This is a genomic window from Streptomyces glomeratus, assembly GCF_021462825.1.
GTDB lineage: Bacteria > Actinomycetota > Actinomycetes > Streptomycetales > Streptomycetaceae > Streptomyces > Streptomyces glomeratus.
Window position 1 is genome coordinate 241,820 of the sequence record NZ_JAKEEB010000007.1, and the last position, 16,669, is coordinate 258,488.

15 protein-coding genes and 1 pseudogene are annotated in these 16,669 nt (G+C 71.0%); 6 read left to right on the top strand and 10 right to left on the bottom strand.

Annotated elements, in window-relative coordinates; translation table 11 throughout:
- The first annotated feature begins 11 nt into the window (after positions 1-11).
- Both glyA and LZ604_RS11520 read left to right on the top strand, forming a co-directional pair.
- Positions 12-1,274: a serine hydroxymethyltransferase gene (gene glyA, locus LZ604_RS11515; RefSeq protein ID WP_234514894.1), complete on the top strand. Its 1,263-nt coding sequence runs from the start codon at positions 12-14 to the stop codon at positions 1,272-1,274.
- An 86-nt stretch (positions 1,275-1,360) separates the two neighbouring features.
- Complete coding sequence (locus LZ604_RS11520) at positions 1,361-2,728, top strand: L-serine ammonia-lyase (RefSeq protein WP_234514895.1); 1,368 nt, start codon at positions 1,361-1,363, stop codon at positions 2,726-2,728.
- 262 nt (positions 2,729-2,990) lie between these two features.
- On the opposite strand, the gene LZ604_RS11525 is transcribed toward LZ604_RS11520, so the two are convergent.
- A complete protein-coding gene (locus tag LZ604_RS11525; protein ID WP_234514896.1) occupies positions 2,991-3,332 on the bottom strand; it encodes a hypothetical protein in 342 nt (113 codons plus the stop codon).
- Positions 3,333-4,116: 784 nt separating this feature from the next.
- On the opposite strand from LZ604_RS11525, the gene LZ604_RS11530 reads away from it, so the two are divergent.
- Both LZ604_RS11530 and LZ604_RS11535 read left to right on the top strand, forming a co-directional pair.
- Positions 4,117-5,103 (top strand): phosphatidylinositol-specific phospholipase C domain-containing protein, encoded by a 987-nt coding sequence (locus LZ604_RS11530; protein WP_372482125.1) that lies wholly within the window; start codon positions 4,117-4,119, stop codon positions 5,101-5,103.
- Between the two features lie 85 nt (positions 5,104-5,188).
- The gene (locus tag LZ604_RS11535; protein WP_234514898.1) at positions 5,189-5,746 is read left to right on the top strand and encodes a glycoside hydrolase family 25 protein; all 558 of its coding nucleotides are present in this window, start codon (positions 5,189-5,191) and stop codon (positions 5,744-5,746) included.
- Positions 5,747-5,761: 15 nt separating this feature from the next.
- On the opposite strand, the pseudogene LZ604_RS11540 reads toward LZ604_RS11535, so the two are convergent.
- Positions 5,762-5,995 (bottom strand): annotated as a pseudogene (locus LZ604_RS11540) (SbtR family transcriptional regulator); the annotation flags it as partial.
- Between the two features lie 71 nt (positions 5,996-6,066).
- Between LZ604_RS11540 and LZ604_RS11545 the strand changes: the two are divergent.
- Entirely contained in the window at positions 6,067-6,282 is a 216-nt protein-coding gene (locus LZ604_RS11545; protein WP_234514932.1) for a hypothetical protein, read from the top strand.
- 77 nt (positions 6,283-6,359) lie between these two features.
- On the opposite strand, the gene LZ604_RS11550 is transcribed toward LZ604_RS11545, so the two are convergent.
- The 8 genes from LZ604_RS11550 to LZ604_RS11585 all read right to left on the bottom strand — a co-directional run bounded on the left by LZ604_RS11550 (position 6,360) and on the right by LZ604_RS11585 (position 14,082).
- Positions 6,360-7,172 (bottom strand): NADPH-dependent F420 reductase, encoded by an 813-nt coding sequence (locus LZ604_RS11550; RefSeq protein WP_267971217.1) that lies wholly within the window; start codon positions 7,170-7,172, stop codon positions 6,360-6,362.
- 4 nt (positions 7,173-7,176) lie between these two features.
- Positions 7,177-7,389, bottom strand: coding sequence for an EF-hand domain-containing protein (locus LZ604_RS11555; RefSeq protein ID WP_234514900.1), 213 nt, complete (start codon positions 7,387-7,389; stop codon positions 7,177-7,179).
- Between the two features lie 130 nt (positions 7,390-7,519).
- The gene (locus tag LZ604_RS11560; protein ID WP_234514901.1) at positions 7,520-8,695 is read right to left on the bottom strand and encodes a YncE family protein; all 1,176 of its coding nucleotides are present in this window, start codon (positions 8,693-8,695) and stop codon (positions 7,520-7,522) included.
- Positions 8,695-9,564, bottom strand: coding sequence for a polysaccharide deacetylase family protein (locus tag LZ604_RS11565; protein ID WP_234514902.1), 870 nt, complete (start codon positions 9,562-9,564; stop codon positions 8,695-8,697). Before LZ604_RS11565 ends, LZ604_RS11560 begins: the two co-directional genes overlap by 1 nt.
- Before the next feature lie 190 nt (positions 9,565-9,754).
- Positions 9,755-10,258: an ATP-binding protein gene (locus tag LZ604_RS11570; protein WP_234514903.1), complete on the bottom strand. Its 504-nt coding sequence runs from the start codon at positions 10,256-10,258 to the stop codon at positions 9,755-9,757.
- Positions 10,259-10,581: 323 nt separating this feature from the next.
- On the bottom strand, positions 10,582-11,349 hold the full coding sequence (locus LZ604_RS11575) for an enoyl-CoA hydratase/isomerase family protein (RefSeq protein WP_234514904.1): 768 nt from the start codon (positions 11,347-11,349) through the stop codon (positions 10,582-10,584).
- Between the two features lie 84 nt (positions 11,350-11,433).
- The gene (locus LZ604_RS11580) at positions 11,434-12,675 is read right to left on the bottom strand and encodes a L,D-transpeptidase (RefSeq protein WP_234514905.1); all 1,242 of its coding nucleotides are present in this window, start codon (positions 12,673-12,675) and stop codon (positions 11,434-11,436) included.
- Between the two features lie 201 nt (positions 12,676-12,876).
- Complete coding sequence (locus LZ604_RS11585) at positions 12,877-14,082, bottom strand: L,D-transpeptidase (protein WP_234514906.1); 1,206 nt, start codon at positions 14,080-14,082, stop codon at positions 12,877-12,879.
- Positions 14,083-14,357: 275 nt separating this feature from the next.
- Here LZ604_RS11585 and glgX point away from each other — a divergent pair, with 275 nt between their 5' ends.
- Complete coding sequence (glgX, locus tag LZ604_RS11590; protein WP_234514907.1) at positions 14,358-16,619, top strand: glycogen debranching protein GlgX; 2,262 nt, start codon at positions 14,358-14,360, stop codon at positions 16,617-16,619.
- Positions 16,620-16,669 lie beyond the last annotated feature (50 nt).

A 16,669-nucleotide genomic window follows, 5' to 3' on the forward strand; every position in this document is an offset into this window, starting at 1 on the left:
GAACCGCATCCATGTCGCTTCTGAACACACCCCTGCACGAGCTCGACCCGGACGTCGCCGCCGCCGTCGACGCCGAGCTGCACCGCCAGCAGTCCACCCTCGAGATGATCGCCTCGGAGAACTTCGCCCCGGTCGCGGTCATGGAGGCCCAGGGCTCGGTCCTCACCAACAAGTACGCCGAGGGCTACCCGGGCCGCCGCTACTACGGCGGCTGTGAGCACGTCGACGTGGTCGAGCAGATCGCCATCGACCGCGTCAAGGCGCTCTTCGGCGCCGAGCACGCCAATGTGCAGCCGCACTCGGGCGCGCAGGCCAACGCGGCGGCGATGTTCGCGCTGCTCCGGCCCGGCGACACGATCATGGGTCTGAACCTGGCGCACGGCGGCCACCTGACCCACGGCATGAAGATCAACTTCTCCGGCAAGCTCTACAACGTGGTCGCGTACCACGTCGGCGCCGACGGCACCGTCGACATGGACGAGGTCGAGCGCCTCGCCAAGGAGAACCGGCCGAAGCTGATCGTCGCGGGCTGGTCGGCCTACCCGCGGCAGCTGGACTTCGCCGCGTTCCGCCGGATCGCGGACGAGGTCGGCGCGTACCTCATGGTCGACATGGCGCACTTCGCCGGTCTGGTGGCGGCGGGTCTGCACCCGAACCCGGTCCCGCACGCCCATGTGGTCACCACGACCACCCACAAGACGCTGGGCGGCCCGCGCGGTGGCGTGATCCTGTCGACGGCCGAGCTGGCCAAGAAGATCAACTCCGCTGTCTTCCCCGGCCAGCAGGGCGGTCCGCTGGAGCATGTGGTCGCGGCCAAGGCGGTCGCCTTCAAGGTTGCGGCGAGCGAGGACTTCAAGGAGCGGCAGCGGCGGACGCTGGAGGGCGCCCGCATCCTGGCCGAGCGCCTGGTCAAGGACGACGTCAGGGCCGTGGGCGTGGACGTCCTGTCCGGCGGCACCGATGTGCACCTCGTCCTGGTCGACCTGCGTGACTCCGAGCTGGACGGGCAGCAGGCCGAGGACCGCCTCCACGAGGTCGGCATCACGGTCAACCGCAACGCGATCCCGAACGACCCGCGCCCGCCGATGGTCACCTCGGGCCTCAGGATCGGCACGCCCGCCCTGGCGACCCGCGGCTTCACGGCCGAGGACTTCGCCGAGGTCGCGGACGTCATCGCCGAGGCGCTGAAGCCGTCCTACGACGCCGAGGCGCTGAAGGCCCGGGTGAAGGCCCTGGCCGGCAAGCACCCGCTGTACCCCGGTCTCGGCAAGTAAGTCACCTACCGGCCGGCACCGCGCACACTGGAGTGAGGCGCGGTGCCCGGCCGGCCCCTGCACCACCCCGTAATTGAGGAGTCACCGTGGCCATATCGGTCTTCGACCTGTTCTCGATCGGCATCGGCCCGTCCAGCTCCCACACGGTCGGCCCGATGCGCGCGGCACGCATGTTCGCCCGCCGCCTGGGCAGCGAGGGCCGGCTGGAATCGGTCGTGTCCGTACGCGCGGAGCTCTACGGCTCCCTCGGCGCCACGGGCCACGGCCACGGCACACCCAAGGCGGTCCTGCTCGGGCTGGAGGGCTCCTCTCCGCGCACGGTGGACGTGGAGAGCGCCGACCAGCGGGTGGAGGACATCAAGGCGTCCGGGCGCCTCCGGCTGCTCGGCGAGCACGAGATAGCGTTCTCCTTCGACGACGACCTGGTCCTGCACCGGCGCAAGGCGCTCCCCTACCACGCGAACGGCATGACCCTGTGGGCCTACGACGCCTCGGGTGAAGAGCTGCTGACCAAGACGTACTACTCGGTGGGCGGCGGCTTCGTCGTCGACGAGGACGCCGTCGGCGCGGACCGCATCAAGCTCGACGACACGGTCCTGAAGTACCCCTTCCGCACCGGGGACGAGCTGCTGCGCCTGACGAAGGAGACGGGTCTGTCGATCTCCTCGCTGATGCTGGAGAACGAGCGGGCCTGGCGGACGGAGGAGGAGATCCGCGAGGGCCTGCTGGAGATCTGGCGGGTCATGCAGGGATGCGTGGCGCGCGGCCTGTCCCGTGAGGGCATCCTGCCGGGCGGCCTCAAGGTGCGCCGCCGCGCGGCCGTCACCGCGCGTCAGCTGCGTGCCGAGGGCGACCCGCTGGCCCACGCGATGGAGTGGATCACCCTCTACGCGATGGCGGTGAACGAGGAGAACGCGGCGGGCGGCCGCGTGGTCACGGCCCCGACGAACGGCGCCGCGGGCATCATCCCGGCGGTGCTGCACTACTACATCAACTTCGTGCCCGGCGCGGACGAGGACGGCGTGGTCCGCTTCCTGCTCGCCGCGGGCGCGATCGGCATGCTGTTCAAGGAGAACGCGTCCATCTCCGGCGCGGAGGTCGGCTGCCAGGGCGAGGTCGGCTCGGCCTGCTCGATGGCGGCGGGCGCGCTGGCGGAGGTGCTGGGCGGCACCCCGGAGCAGGTGGAGAACGCGGCCGAGATCGGCATGGAGCACAACCTCGGCCTGACCTGCGATCCGGTGGGCGGCCTGGTCCAGATTCCGTGCATCGAGCGCAACGGCATGGCGGCGGTCAAGGCCGTCACGGCGGCCCGCATGGCGATGCGCGGGGACGGCTCGCACAAGGTCTCCCTGGACAAGGTCATCAAGACGATGAAGGAGACCGGCGCCGACATGAGCGTGAAGTACAAGGAGACGGCGCGGGGCGGGCTCGCGGTCAACATCATCGAGTGCTAGAAAGCAGGCCCTTGCCAGGCAGAAGGCCCTGACCAGCGCGTTTCCTCAGCGCTGTCAGGGCCTTCCCTGCTCACGTGGCGGAACGGGCGTTGGCGGTGCGGTACCCGGGCGACGGCCGCACGGGTGCGGCACGTGGCCGGAGGGCCGAAGACCGCGAGGAGCGGTCTTCGGCCCTCCGGCTGGGTGTAGCGGCCGTGCCGGCCATGACGACGGGCGGCAGAGGGTGTCGGCCTCCGTATCACGGCACAGCCCCCGGGGCGGGCTAGCGGTGGCCGAAGTAGCGGTCGCGGTCCCGGTACCGGTCGCCGTACCAGCCGCGGTGCCCGTCCCGGCCCCGGTCCCAGCCCCGGTGCCAGCCCCAGCCCCGGTGCCAGCCCCGGTTCCGCTCCCAGCCCCGGTCCCAGCCCCGGTGCCAGCCACGATCCCGGTCGCCGAAGGGACCGTCGTGGTCGTGCTCGCTCCCGTGGCCGAGCGAGTAACCCCTACCGTTGTCGCGGTCATCGCCGGCGCCGGCGGCCAGGGCCGGCATGGCGGCCGCGCAGACGAGTGCGCCCGAAGCCACACAGGTGGCGATCAGGCGGACCGCCGTACGAGAAACAGACATGAATCTGTCACCTCACGTTCGTGCACACCGACCCTGGTCGGGGCCGGGCGTGCAATCCGAAATTCCCGGCTCGGTGCCGAGGCCCCACACTGTGGCCCTCCTCGGCGACACCAGGCCAAGGAAACGATTCGCGTTACAAAGCGCGGATATATCCGTAACTCTCCCTTGTATGGGCCATTGATGCCGGGGAGGGGCCTGGGCGTCGGCCCTGCCCCGACTCGTATTCGCGCTGAGAGCAGGAGAACAGGCAGCTGACGGTCCGTGAGGCTCTCGGCCGTCTCGCTGCCTGGACTCCTTCGAACGGCCCAACGGCTTCGGTAACGACGGGGGGCCTCTGTTCGGGGGAACCGCCGCGGTCTGCCGGTGAAGGTCAGCTTGTCGCCTCGTTGCGGAGGCGTCGTGGAGCCGATCGCGATGCCGCTCCCAAAGGCGACGGCCTGGGAGAGGGGTGGCACGGTGTGGGGCCCTCTCCGCTGCCGGGTACCGCCGCGGTGATACCCGGGTGAGCAAAGTCGTCTGGATGGCTTCGCCCCCGGCAAGCCGTCTCAGGGAGATGCGGCGACCCGCACCCTTCGGCGGCCCGCACGGCGCTGTGCACACAGCGGACCCGTACGCGAACGACCGCGGCGATGTCCACGGCTCCGGGCCCCTCGGGGCCGATGTTCCCCCCGGGGCTACCGTGCAGTAATCCACTCCTTCTAGGCTGCCGCCAACTCGGCCGCTTGGAAGGGGAGTTGACGTGCGAGTGACGAGACAGGCGGCGGCACTGCTGGGTGCCGCCGCGATGGTGATGGCAGCGGGGAGCACCGCCCATGCGGCGACGCCCACGTTCGCCGACGCGACCACGATCGGGACGCACAACGCCTACGACAAGGCCAAGTACACGTACTTCGCGCAGGCACTGGACTCCGGTGCCTCGCTGCTCGAACTGGACGTCTACACCGACAGCATCAGCAAGCGCTGGCGGGTCAGCCACAGCAACCCGTTCGGCAACGACAACAACTGCGAGGCCGCGAAGACCCCGGACGAGCTGTACAGCAAGAGCCGCAACCAGGACCTCGGCAGCTGCCTCGACAACATCGCCGCCTGGCACCGGCTGCACCCCGCCCACCGGCCGATCGTCTTCAAGGTGGAGATGAAGAACGGCTTCAACAACAACGGCGGCCTCGGCCCGGACGAGTTCGACGCGCTGGTGTCCTCGAAGCTCGGCGATATGGTCTACAAGCCCTCCGACCTGCTGGGCTCGGCGTACTCGACGCCGGACGCGGCCGCGAAGGCGAACGGCTGGCCCTCCCGGGACGCCCTCAAGGGCAAGGTCCTCTTCGAACTCATCCCGGGCACGGTCGAGATGAACAACCCGTTCGACCACTACTGGACCGACCGGGAGTACGGGGACTACCTGCGCGACCTGTACGCATCCGGGAACATCTCCAAGGCCGAGGCGTTCCCGGCCGTCCTGGGCGCCTCCTCCGGCGATCCGCGCGCCGCCCGCTACGACGCCTCGATCCGCCCGTGGTTCGTGTTCTTCGACGGGGACGCGGCGACCTACGTCAACAACGGCTATGACACCGCCTGGTACGACACCAACCACTACTTGCTGATCATGACGGACGCGGCCGGTGTCTCTCCGGCGATCTCGTCCACCAACCCGACGGACGCGGAAGTGACGGCACGACTCCGGCTGCTGGCCGCGCGTCACGCGAGCGTGATCACCTCCGACTGGGCGGCCAAGCCGGCCTCGCTCCTCAGTTCGGTGGCCGACCGCGGCTGACACTCCCGCCCAGGGGGCATACCACCGGTATCAGGGTGAACCAGGCAGCGATCCCTGCCCCCCACGAGCACTTCAGGGAGCCCCCATGCTGCGAGGCATCGATGTCAGCGCGTACCAGTCATCCGCCTACGACACGGACGGCCTCTCCTTCGTCTTCATCAAGGCGACGGAGGGGCGTTCGTATGTGAACCCCAAACTCACGGCCCAGACCAAGACGGCCCGGGACGCCGGCTGCGTGGTCGGCTTCTACCACTTCCTGTGGCCCGGGAACATCGAGGCCCAGGCCGAGTACTTCGTCGCCAAGGCCCCGGAGAAAGCGGGCGACGTACTGGCCGTGGACTGGGAGACGACCGGCGACGGCACACACGCGAGCAGCGCGGAGAAGGACCGCTTCATCCGCCAGGTGAAGCAGCTCCGGCCGAACAACCGCGTCGTCCTCTACGCCAGCCGCAACTTCTGGCTCACCATCGACACCACCTCCTACGCCGGGGACGGCCTGTGGATCGCCGACTACGTCACGGCGGGCAAGCCCCGCATCAAGGCGCCGTGGCGCTTCCACCAGTACACCTCGGACCCCGTGGACAAGGACGTCGCGAATTTCACGAGCATGGCCGCCCTGCTGGCGTGGGCCAAGAGCGCCTGAACCGCTCGCGTTCCCTCACAACCGTCCGTGCGGCCCCGGATCGAGCAGCACCTCGCCCAGCTCGGCGGCGGTGAGCGAAGGCGCGGGCAGACGGGGTACGGCGGGGCGTGCGCGCAGCCCGTCGAGGAGCAGGGCGAGCGGACGGCGCCAGGCGTCGGGCCGGGCCGAGGTGAGTGCCGGGGCGGCCCGGCCCAGCGCCGCCAGGGCGAACAGCAGGTCCTCGGTGGTGACGTCCGGCCGGACCGTGCCCTGCCGGCTCCCGTTCGACCGCCGACCTCCGCCTTGCCCGCGGCTGCCGGCGAGTGCCGGCGGTCGTACCGGTGCCCCGCGCGGTCGGCCCGCATCCCAGCGCCTCGCGGGAGGCGGACGAACTGTCCGACGACGGGACGCACGTCGTCCTGCTCTCGCCGGACCGTGCCGCGCGGCGGGCGAGGGGCCGCAATCGGGCGGACGACTCACGCCGCCCGGCCGCCGCCCGCGCGGGCCACGCCCAGGGCGTGGCGGTCGCCGCGTCCGTGGCCGGGATCTGGGGCTGACGGCCGGGCGGGCCCGGCGAACCGTGGCGAGATGCCCGGCGGGGACGGGGTCTCCCTGCCGGGCTGAGGTGGCGGCCTTACCCGCGGAACTCGGGGGTGCGCTCGGGGGACGCCTCCGCGAGGGCCTTGGTGACGGCGTCGGCGCCGGCCCGCAGGCCGTACACGGGGGTGGCGGGCTGCTGGCGCCAGGAGTCGTCGATGCCGCCGGCGTCGACCGTGTCGAAGCCCAGCGCGTCGATCAGGGCCCGCACCGTGCGCTTCGCCGCCTCGTCGTCGCCCGCGACCGGCAGCGCCATCCGGTCGGGATCGCCGGCGGGGCGTGGGCCGTCCAGGAGGTCCTGGGCATAGGTGCCGTTGAACGCCTTGATCACGGGGTGGCCGATCTGCCGTTCGGTCCAGCGGCTCTCGGTGAGGCCCTCGTCCTCGATCGCCGCGATCCGTCCGTCCCGCTGCCTGGGGTAGTAGTTGCCGGTGTCGATCACGGCGACGCCCTCGGCCGCGCCGTCCAGCAGCCCGGACGGCAGGTCCGGTACCGCCTTGACGGGGATCGTGATCACGACGACCTCGGCGCCGCGTGCCGCTTCCTCGACCGTGACGGGCGTCGCGCCCGTCTCCTCGGCCAGTGCGGTGAGCGTGTGGGGACCGCGGGAGTTGGCGACGGAGACGTCGTGCCCGAGGGCGGTGAGCCGCCGGGTGAGGTTGCCGCCGATGTTGCCCGCCCCGATGATGCCGATCTTCATCACTCGTCTCGCCCTTCCGGGGGTCGGTGTCCTTGCACAACGTTCGTGGCCAGCACCAACCCCGGGACCGTCGGGGCTATTCCTGCCGAGTGCGCCTGACGGCCGACGAAGGGGCTCCCGTCCCTCACCGGGCGGGCGCCCCTTCGTCATCGGCTCACTTGTTCAGGTACGTCCAGAACTCGTCGAACGACAGAACCTTGTCGCCGTTGAGGTCACGGGTCTTGATGACGGCCTCGGCCACCGCCTCGGTGACGTTCCAGTCGCCCCCCTGGGCCAGGGCGGACTTGAACTCGGCGGCGGTGATGAATCCGTCACCGTCCGCGTCGATCCGTTCGAACTGCCTGCGTGCTTCCTCGATGTCCGCCACCGATCCGCCCCTTCTTGGTGCCTTTGCCGTCGTACGGCCGTCCTACTGACGCAGGTCAGATTAACGGCACGCCCGGGTCCTCAGCGCGGCGGCCACCCGGGCGGGCCGGCCTGCTCCGGCACGCCGTCCGTCAGCGGAAGACGCCCGTGTGCCCCAGCGAGTAGCGGCCGGGCTGCGGATAGACCGCGAGGCCGTGCGGACCGCTGCCCACCCTGATCCGGGCGAGCTGCTTCCCGGTGTGCGTGTCGATGGCGTACACCACGGAGTTGTAACGGCCGGACAGCCACAGCACGGTGCCGTCCGTGGAGACGCCGCCCATGTCGGGACTGCCGCCCCCCGGCAGGCGCCATTTGGCGGTGAGCTTGTTCTCCGGGAAGTCGAAGACGGAGATGGTGCCCTCGCCGCGGTTGGAGATGTACAGGTTCCGGGAGTCGCGGCTGACGTAGAGGCCGTGCGCGCCCTTGCCGGTGGCGAGGAAGGACGGCTTGGCGAAGGTGTCGCCGTTCAGGATCCACACTCCGTCGGCCACCATGTCGGCGACGTAGAACGTCCTGCCGTCCGGGGAGATCTTCACGTCCTGCGGCATGGCCCCGTGGTACGGCAGCTTCTGCTGGCCGGTGACCTCCATCTTGGCTGTGTCGACCTTCATCAGCTCGCCGCTGAACTCGCAGGAGACGATGAAGTAGCGGCCGTCGGCCGAGAAGTCGGCGTGGTTGACGCCGTAGCAGCTCACCGGCAGGGCCTTGACCACCTTCATGGTGTGCGCGTCGCGGAAGACCAGCTGGCGGTCCTTGGAGGCCATCACGACCGCGTACTTGCCGTCCGGGGTGAAGTACAGGTTGTAGGGGTCGTGCACGGCGACCGGCCGGCCGGCCTCGCCGGTCCTCGGGTCGATGGGGGTGAGGGAGTTGCCCAGGTCGTTGTTGACCCACAGGGTCTTCAGGTCCCAGGACGGCACGACGTGCTGGGGCTGCCGGCCGACCGGGATCGTGTCGATGACCTTGTACGTCTTGGGGTCGATGACGGTCACGGTGTTGGAGTTGGTGTTGGGAACATAGACCCGGGACGGGTAGTCCCTGACCGCCCCGGCGAGCCGGCCCGGCCGGTCGGCCGTGTAGATGTCGTTCCGGTCCAGCACGGGCGGCATGCCCGGCAGGACCTGCACGGCGCTCTGCTGCTGGGAACGGCGGGCCGGGGCCTTGGAACCGAGGCTCCGGTCCTTGTGGGAGGATCCGCTGCTGCAGCCGGCGAGCGCGACGAGAGCGGCGCCGGCGATCAGTACACGCGTGACGGTCGAGAGGGGCATCAGCTCAACAGCTCCGTGGTGGTCACCGCGGAGAGGCCGCGGCGGTCGAGTGCGTGGAGGATGGCGGGAAGGGCGACGACCGTGTCCGGATACCCGAAGTGCAGGCTCACCACGGACCCGTTGCGGACGTCGTCGGCGACCTTGTGGGTGACGGCCGGGGCGCCCGGCGAGGTGTGGTCGAGCGAGTCGACGTCGTACGACAGGACGTGCGGGTAGCCGACGTCGCGGGCCAGCCGCGAGACGAGCGGGGTCGCGCGGCGCGCCCGCGAAGGGCGGAACCAGGTGCCGATGGAACCGGTGAGCCGCCGCAGCCGGTCCGCGCACTTCTGGATCTCGGCGCGTGCGTCCGCCTCGGACATGGTGTTGATGTCGAGGTGGCGCTGGGTGTGGTTGCCGAGGTCGTGACCGCCCTTGAGGATCCGTCGGGTTATGTCGGGGTGTTCGTCCAGCCAGGTGCCGACCGCGAGCACGGTGATCCTCGCGCCCGCATGCTCGGCCGTGTCGAGGATCGCCGTGGCGATGGAGGGGTCGCCCTGCCCGTGGAAGGTGAGGGCCACCCGGGGGCGGTCGCGGGGACCGTGGGAGATCTGGTCGGGCTGGCCGGGAAGGGCACGGGGCGCGGGCGCATGGATGCCGGACCCGGCGGAGAGGCCGTCGGCGGTCGGGGTGGGGAACGACGGGTGGACGACGGTGGGGCCGGGGGAACAGGCGGTGGCGATCGCGCCGACGACGAACCCCGCGCCCGCTCGCAGCGCCGAGCGACGGTCGGGCGCCGGGCACGGGGTGCCCGTCGCACGGTCCCGTGGGGTGGGGTCCGAGACTGCGGGATCCGGGGGAGAGGGAGGGACGGGCGTGGTCACTCTCCCCATTTAAGGCCCAGAAGGTGCCCAAATCAGCGATTGGCCCGCCCGGGGTAAGGGCGGGTCGCACCGGCACATGATCGGACGAACCGCCCACGCGCTCCGGCTCCGTGCGGTGGCTCAGGAGGAAGCCCGGCCGCCTGGCGGTGGGGGCTTTCGCCGTACGGGCGCACGCCGGCCGGTGGTTCGGGGCGTGCGGTCAGCGGTCGGCCGCGCGCATCTCGAACCAGGTCGTCTTGCCGCGCGGCAGCAGGTCGACGCCCCAGCGGTCGGCGAGCTTGTCGACGAGGAAGAGGCCTCGGCCGCTCACGTCCAAGTCCTGCACCGGCATCAGACAGGGCAGCCCGCGGGAGGGGTCGCGGATCTCGACGCGGATCCAGCCCCGGCGACGGCGCATACGTAACCCGAAGACGCGGGCACCGGTGTGCCGTACGGCGTTGCCGACGAGTTCGGAGACGAGCAGCACCGCGTCCTCGGCCATTCTCGGGGAGAGCCCCCAGTGCCGCAGGACCACGACCTGCGCCAGGCGGCGCGCGGTGGCCGCGGATTCGGGAAGGGACGGCAGCGGGACCTCCGCCTCGGCGGGGTTGCCGAACAACTCCAGTGCCTTCAGCGCCCGTTCGTCCTCGACCGCAGGCGACCAGCGTGCCGCGGTCGCACTTGCGTGCCGCCGCGGCTGTTCGAAACCCTCCAGCCCCGCCATGGCCCCATCATGGCCGCCCAGAGGGCCACCAGGGGGCGTTACAACGGAATACGCCCCCCGGAACCACACATTCCACACGATTCGATTGACATATGTCAGACGCAACTTGGGGCCCTCGATGCACCAACTGACCTGGAAAGACGGCTCAGTTGGCGGCAAGAACCACGCATCGGATGCGAGACAGCCTTAAGGTTGCCTTAAGGCTGTCATAATCCGCTCCTTCGAGGGACACGGGTAAGACGCCGCGTCAACTGCAAGTGGATCAGCGTGATTTCCTGAACAATTCTCAGGTCCACCCGGAGCGGCTCGGTTCGCGACCGCGATCAGACGAACTTCGCCTTGCCGGGCCCTTCCTCCACGAAGCTGCGCATCCCGCGCTCCCGGTCCTCGGTCGCGAACAGCCCCGCGAACCAGTTCCGTTCGACCGCGAGACCGGTCTCGATGTCCGTCTCCAGACCCGTGTCGACGGCCTCCTTCGCGGCGCGCAGCGCGATCGCCGGCCCCTGGGCGAGTCTGGCGGCCCAGGCGTGCGCCTCGGTGTACACCTCCTCGGCCGGGACCACCCGGTCGACGAGGCCCAGCGAGAGCGCCTCGTCGGCCTTCACCATCCGCCCGGTGAAGATGAGGTCCTTGGCCCTCGACGGGCCGATCAGGCGCGCCAGCCGCTGGGTGCCGCCCGCCCCCGGGATCAGGCCGAGCAAGATCTCCGGCTGCCCCAGCTTCGCGTTCTCGGCGGCGATGCGGTAGTCCGCACAGAGCGCCAGCTCGCAGCCCCCGCCCAGGGCGTAGCCGGTGACGGCGGCGACGACCGGCTTGGGGATGCGGGCCACGGCGGTGAAGGAGTCCTGCAGGGCGCGGGAGCGCAGCACCATCGCGGTGTGGTCCATGCCCTGCATCTCCTTGATGTCCGCGCCCGCCGCGAACACCTTCTCCCCGCCGTAGAGAACCACGGCGCGCACGTCCTCGCGGCGCGTGGCCTCCTCGGCGAGTTCCTTGATCCGGTCCTGGGTGGCGACGTCCAGCGCGTTCATCGGCGGGCGGTCCAGGCTCAGGGTGCCGACGCCCTCGGCGACTTCGAGATGCACAGTCATGCCAGGAAGGTTAACGGGCACTAACGCCACCGGGCCCGGTGTGCTCGCTCACAGCGGCACACCGGGCCCGGTCCGAAGAAGCGGTTACTTGATCCACTCGTCCCAGGGCATGTTCCAGCCGTTGAGCCCGTTGTCGGGCGCGACCGTCCGGTCGTGGGAGTGCTTCACGACGACCACGTCACCGATCATCGAGTTGCCGTAGAACCAGGCGGCCGGGACGGACTTGTCGTAACCGCCGCGCACGTCGCGCAGGCCGACGCAGCCGTGGCTCGCGTTGTAGTTGCCGAAGGCGTCGCCGCCCCAGTAGTTGCCGTGGATGAAGGTGCCGGAGTCGGTCAGGCGCTGGGCGTGGGGCACGTCCTTGATGTCGTACTCGCCGCCGTAGCCGACGGTCTCGCCGTTCATCCGGGTCACGTCGAGACGCTCGCTGATGACCATCTGGCCGTTCCAGGTGTCGTAGCCCGGCTTGCCGGTGGTGGCCGGGAGGGTCTTGACGACCTTGCCGTCACGCGTGACGACCATCTTGTGGGTCTTGGCGTCGACGGTGGAGACCTGGCTGCGGCCGATGGTGAAGCGCACGGTCCTGCTCTGCTTGCCGTACACGCCGGGCCGGCCCTCGACGCCGTCGAGGTCGAGGTTCACGGTGACCTTGGTGCCGGCCTTCCAGTAGTGCTCGGGCCGGAAGTCGAGGCGGTCGTTGCCGAACCAGTGTCCGCGGACCTCGACGGCCGGCTCGGTCTTGATGGTGATGGCCTTCCGGACGTCCGCCGGGTGGGTGATGCCCCGGGTGAAGCGGATCGAGAACGGCATGCCGACGCCGACGGTGGTGCCGTCGTCGGGCCGGTAGATGCCGACGAAGGTGTTCTTCGGGGTGAGCGTGGTGAAGGAGGACTCCTCGGCGGACGTGAGTCCGGCGGAGTCCTTGGCGACCGCGTGGACCTTGTACGTCGTGGCCGCGGCCAGATGGGTCGAGGGCGTCCAGGTGGTGCCCGAGCCGGACATCGTCCCGGCGACCGCACGGCCCTTGGCGTCCTCGACCCTGACCTCGGTCAGCTTGCCCTTTGCGGCCGTCACCTTCAGGACGCCCGCGGTGTCCACGGCCTCGGCGCCGTTCTTCGGCGCGATGGTGACGACGGCCTGCGACTGCTTGCTCCCGGCATTGCCGGAGTCCTGGCCCCTGCCGTCACCGGCCCCCGCGCCCGGTTTCCCTCCCCCGCCGCACGCGGTGGCGGTCAGCAGGAGGGCACCGAGTATCAGTGCCGTGAATCCCTTGCGTCCCCGCGTCCCCGCACCAACCGACGCCCCCGATATCGGTCGCCCGCTCACGTTCCTTCTCCCCTCGCACGGCCCGATCCCAGGCCTGCACCCCTCACTGCAGCGCGACCGCGCGCGCATTGCGCAAATTAATCACACCCCCCGGCCGGATGACTCCCCGCGATTGTCACTGTTCAGTCCCAACTTCGGGCGCGCCAAGGCGCATGACGGGCCGCCGGTCGCGCACCCCCGCGAACCCCCGCGCCCCCCGTGCTACTGCGCCGCGCCGCCCGCCTTCCACTCCTGCCAGCTCATGTTCCAGCCGCCGAGCCCGTTGTCGGGAGCGACCTTCTTGTCGTCGCTGTGCACGACCTCGATCACATCCCCCACGAGGCTGCGGTCGAAGAACCAGCCCGCGGGGGTGTCCGGGCCGCCGCCCTTGACGTCCCTGAGACCCACGCAGCCATGGCTGACGTTGACGTGCCCGGGAGCTCCCGGCGCCCAGTAGTTGCCGTGCACGAAGGTGCCGGAGTCGGTCAGGCGCAGGGCGTGCGGGACGTCGGGGATGTCGTACTCGCCCCCGAAGCCGACCGTGCGGCCGTCCATGCGGGTGACCTCGAGCATCTCCATGACCACCATCTTCCCGTTGTACGTGGTGGTCCTCGGGGCGCCCGCGGTGATGGGCACCGTGGCGATCAGCCTGCCGTCGCGGCGGACCTGCATGGTGTGCGCCGCCGCGTCGACGAGCGAGACCTGACTGCGGCCGACGGTGAACGAGAACGTCTTGTGCTGGAGGCCGTAGACCCCGGGCGCGCCCTCCAGGTCCCGCAGCCGCAGGGTGACGGAGACCCGGGTGCCGGGTCTCCAGTACTCCCGGGGCCGGAAGTCGAGACGGTCCCCGCCGAACCAGTGCGGGCGGATCTCCACGGGCGGCCACGCGGTCACCCGGATCGCGCGCTCGACGGCGGCCCGGCGCTCGATCTCCCGGTTGAACTGGAGGGAGACGATCATCCCGGTGCCCACCGTGGAGCGGTTCTCGGGGGTGACGTACGCGATGAACCGCCGGCCGGGGACGAACGTGGTGAACGTGGCGTGCCGGGCGGACCGGCGGCCGTGGCCGTCGTGGGCCACCGCGTCGACCGTGTAGCGGGCGGCGAGGGCGAGCCGGTCGTCGTCGGGCTGCCAGACCCTGCCGTCGGCGGAGAGGTGGCCGGGCACCGGGGAGTCCTGCGCGTCCTGGGACCTGACGACGGTCACCGACTCCAGTCGGCCGCGCGCGACCCGCACTCGCAGCCGCCGGCCCGGGCCCACGGCCCTGCTGCCGTCGTCCGGAAAGACGCGGATGACATCCTCGGGCGCGGGCGGCTTGTCGAGCACGTCGTCGTCTCCGTGGGAGGTGCAGCCGGCCACGAGGCCCGCCCAGGTCAGTGCGGCGGCCAGGGCGGCTGCCGTGCGCCGCGCGTGCGTCTGTACGTGCATCACGCCGGGCCCAACGACCCAGGTCTCCTGGGGAAACGTGAGTGCGAGCCACGCTCTGGGCAGAACAGTGGGGAGGACGACGCGACGGGAAGCCGCGCCCGTGAGCCGCAGGGGCGCGCCCGTGCCGGACGACCGAGCGTGCGAGGCCCGAGGGTCCCGCGCGGCCGGCCTCCCGGCACCGGCCGAGGCGCCCCGAAGGCGGGCAGGCCAGAAAAGGGCGGGATGCCGCGCGCCCTTTTCCCGTGTCGCCCCGACGAGCCGCGGGAGGCTGAACGGTGTCGAGCGCAGCCGAGCAGGAGGCAGTGCAGAGGGAGCGGGCGGACGGGGGACGGTCCGCGCGCCCGGCCGCCGTGCTCAACGGCAGGCGGCGCCCGGTGCCGGCCGTGCCGGTGTGGCCGGGCGCGCCCACCCCGCTCGGGGCGCGCTTTCGCACGGGCCCGGACGGGGCCATGGGCACCAACTTCGCGCTGTGGGCCGGCGGTGCGGAGGCGGTCGAGCTGTGCCTGTTCGACGGGCGGGGCCCCGAGAGCCGGGAGACCCGGGTCGCGCTCACCGAGCTGACGCACGAGATCTGGCACGGATTCGTGCCGGGCGTGATGCCCGGCCAGCGGTACGGCTACCGGGTGCACGGCCGCTGGGACCCGTGGACGGGCGCGCGCTGGAACCCGGCGAAGCTTCTCCTCGACCCGTACGCGCGCGCGGTGGACGGCGACTTCGGTCTGCCGCCGGAGGTGTACGGGCATGTGCGGGACTGGCCCGACCAGCGGGTCGCGGACACCGTGCGCGACGAGCGGGACTCGGCTCCGTACGTGCCCAAGGGCGTCGTGGTGCACGATGACGACGACTGGTCGGACGACCGGCGGCCGAAGACGCCGTGGGCGGACTCGGTGATCTACGAGTTGCACGTCCGCGGCTTCACCCGGCTGCACCCCGGCATCCCCGCAGAGCTGCGCGGCACCTACGCCGGTCTGGCGCACCCGGCGGCGATCGACCACCTGGTGCGGCTCGGCGTGACGGCCGTGGAACTGCTGCCCGTGCACCAGTTCGCCCACGAGGACCATCTGCTGCGGCGGGGTCTGAGCAACTACTGGGGCTACAACTCGATCGGCTACTTCGCCCCGCACGCCGCCTACGCCTCCACGGGGACGACCGGCCAGCAGGTCGGCGAGTTCAAGCGGATGGTGCGGGCCCTGCACGCGGCCGGGATCGAGGTGATACTCGACGTGGTCTACAACCACACGGCGGAGGCGGGCGAGCAGGGCCCGACCCTGTCCCTGAAGGGCATCGACAACCGCGGCTACTACCGTCTCCAGTCCGACGGCCGCGGGTACGCCGACTACACGGGCTGCGGCAACACACTGCACGTGGTGCAGCCGCATGTGCTGCGGCTGATCACCGACTCCCTGCGCTACTGGGTCACGGAGATGGGGGTGGACGGCTTCCGCTTCGATCTGGCGGCGGCGCTGGCCAGGTCGATGCACGACGTCGACATGCTCTCCCCGTTCCTGGCCGTGATCGCCCAGGACCCGGTGCTGCGCCGGGTGAAGCTGATCGCGGAGCCCTGGGACGTGGGCTCGGGCGGCTACCAGGTCGGCGCGTTCCCGCCCCTGTGGACGGAGTGGAACGACCGCTACCGCAACGCCGTACGGGACTTCTGGCGGGGCGCGCTGCCGGACGTACGGGACCTCGGCTACCGCCTGTCGGGTTCGAGCGACCTGTACGCCTGGGGTGGCCGCCGCCCGTACGCGTCCGTCAACTTCGTGACCGCGCACGACGGTTTCACGCTCCGCGACCTGGTGACATACGAGCGCAAGCACAACGAGGCCAACGGGGAGGGCAACCGCGACGGCTCCGACGACAACCGCTCCTGGAACTGCGGAGCGGAGGGGGAGACGGACGAGGAGGGGGTACGGGCGCTGCGGCGGCGGCAGCTGCGGAACCTCCTCACCACGCTGCTGCTGTCGACGGGGGTGCCGATGCTGGTGGCGGGTGACGAGATGGGCCGCACCCAGCGCGGCAACAACAACGCCTACTGCCAGGACAACGAGACCGGCTGGGTGGACTGGGGCCTGCTGCGGGACCCCGGATGGCGGGAGCTGTTCGAGCTGGCCTCCCGCCTGATCGCGCTGCGCCACCGCCACCCGGTGCTGCGCCGCCGCGCGTTCTTCTCCGGACGGGCCCATTCGGCGGACGGACTGCGGGACCTGGCGTGGTTCACGGCGCGCGGGGAGGAGATGACGGAACACGACTGGTACGCGCCCGCGGCCACCCTCGGCATGTATCTGTCGGGCCGCGACATACCGGGCCGGGACTCCCGGGGGGCACCGGTGGCCGACGACAGCTTCCTGACGGTCCTGCACGCGGGGGACCGGCCGGTGAGCTTCGTGCTGCCGGGACCGCCCTGGGCGCGGCGGTACGAGCTGGTCGTGGACACCTCCCGGGAGGAGCAGACCCGTGCGCCGGGGACGGCGTACCCGGCCGGCTCGACCGTGACGGTGCCCGCCCGGGCGGTGCTGCTGCTGCGGGTGGCGGACTGAAGAGGGCGTGACCGGTGCCGTGCGCCGGCTCCGCCACGACAGGTCGTACG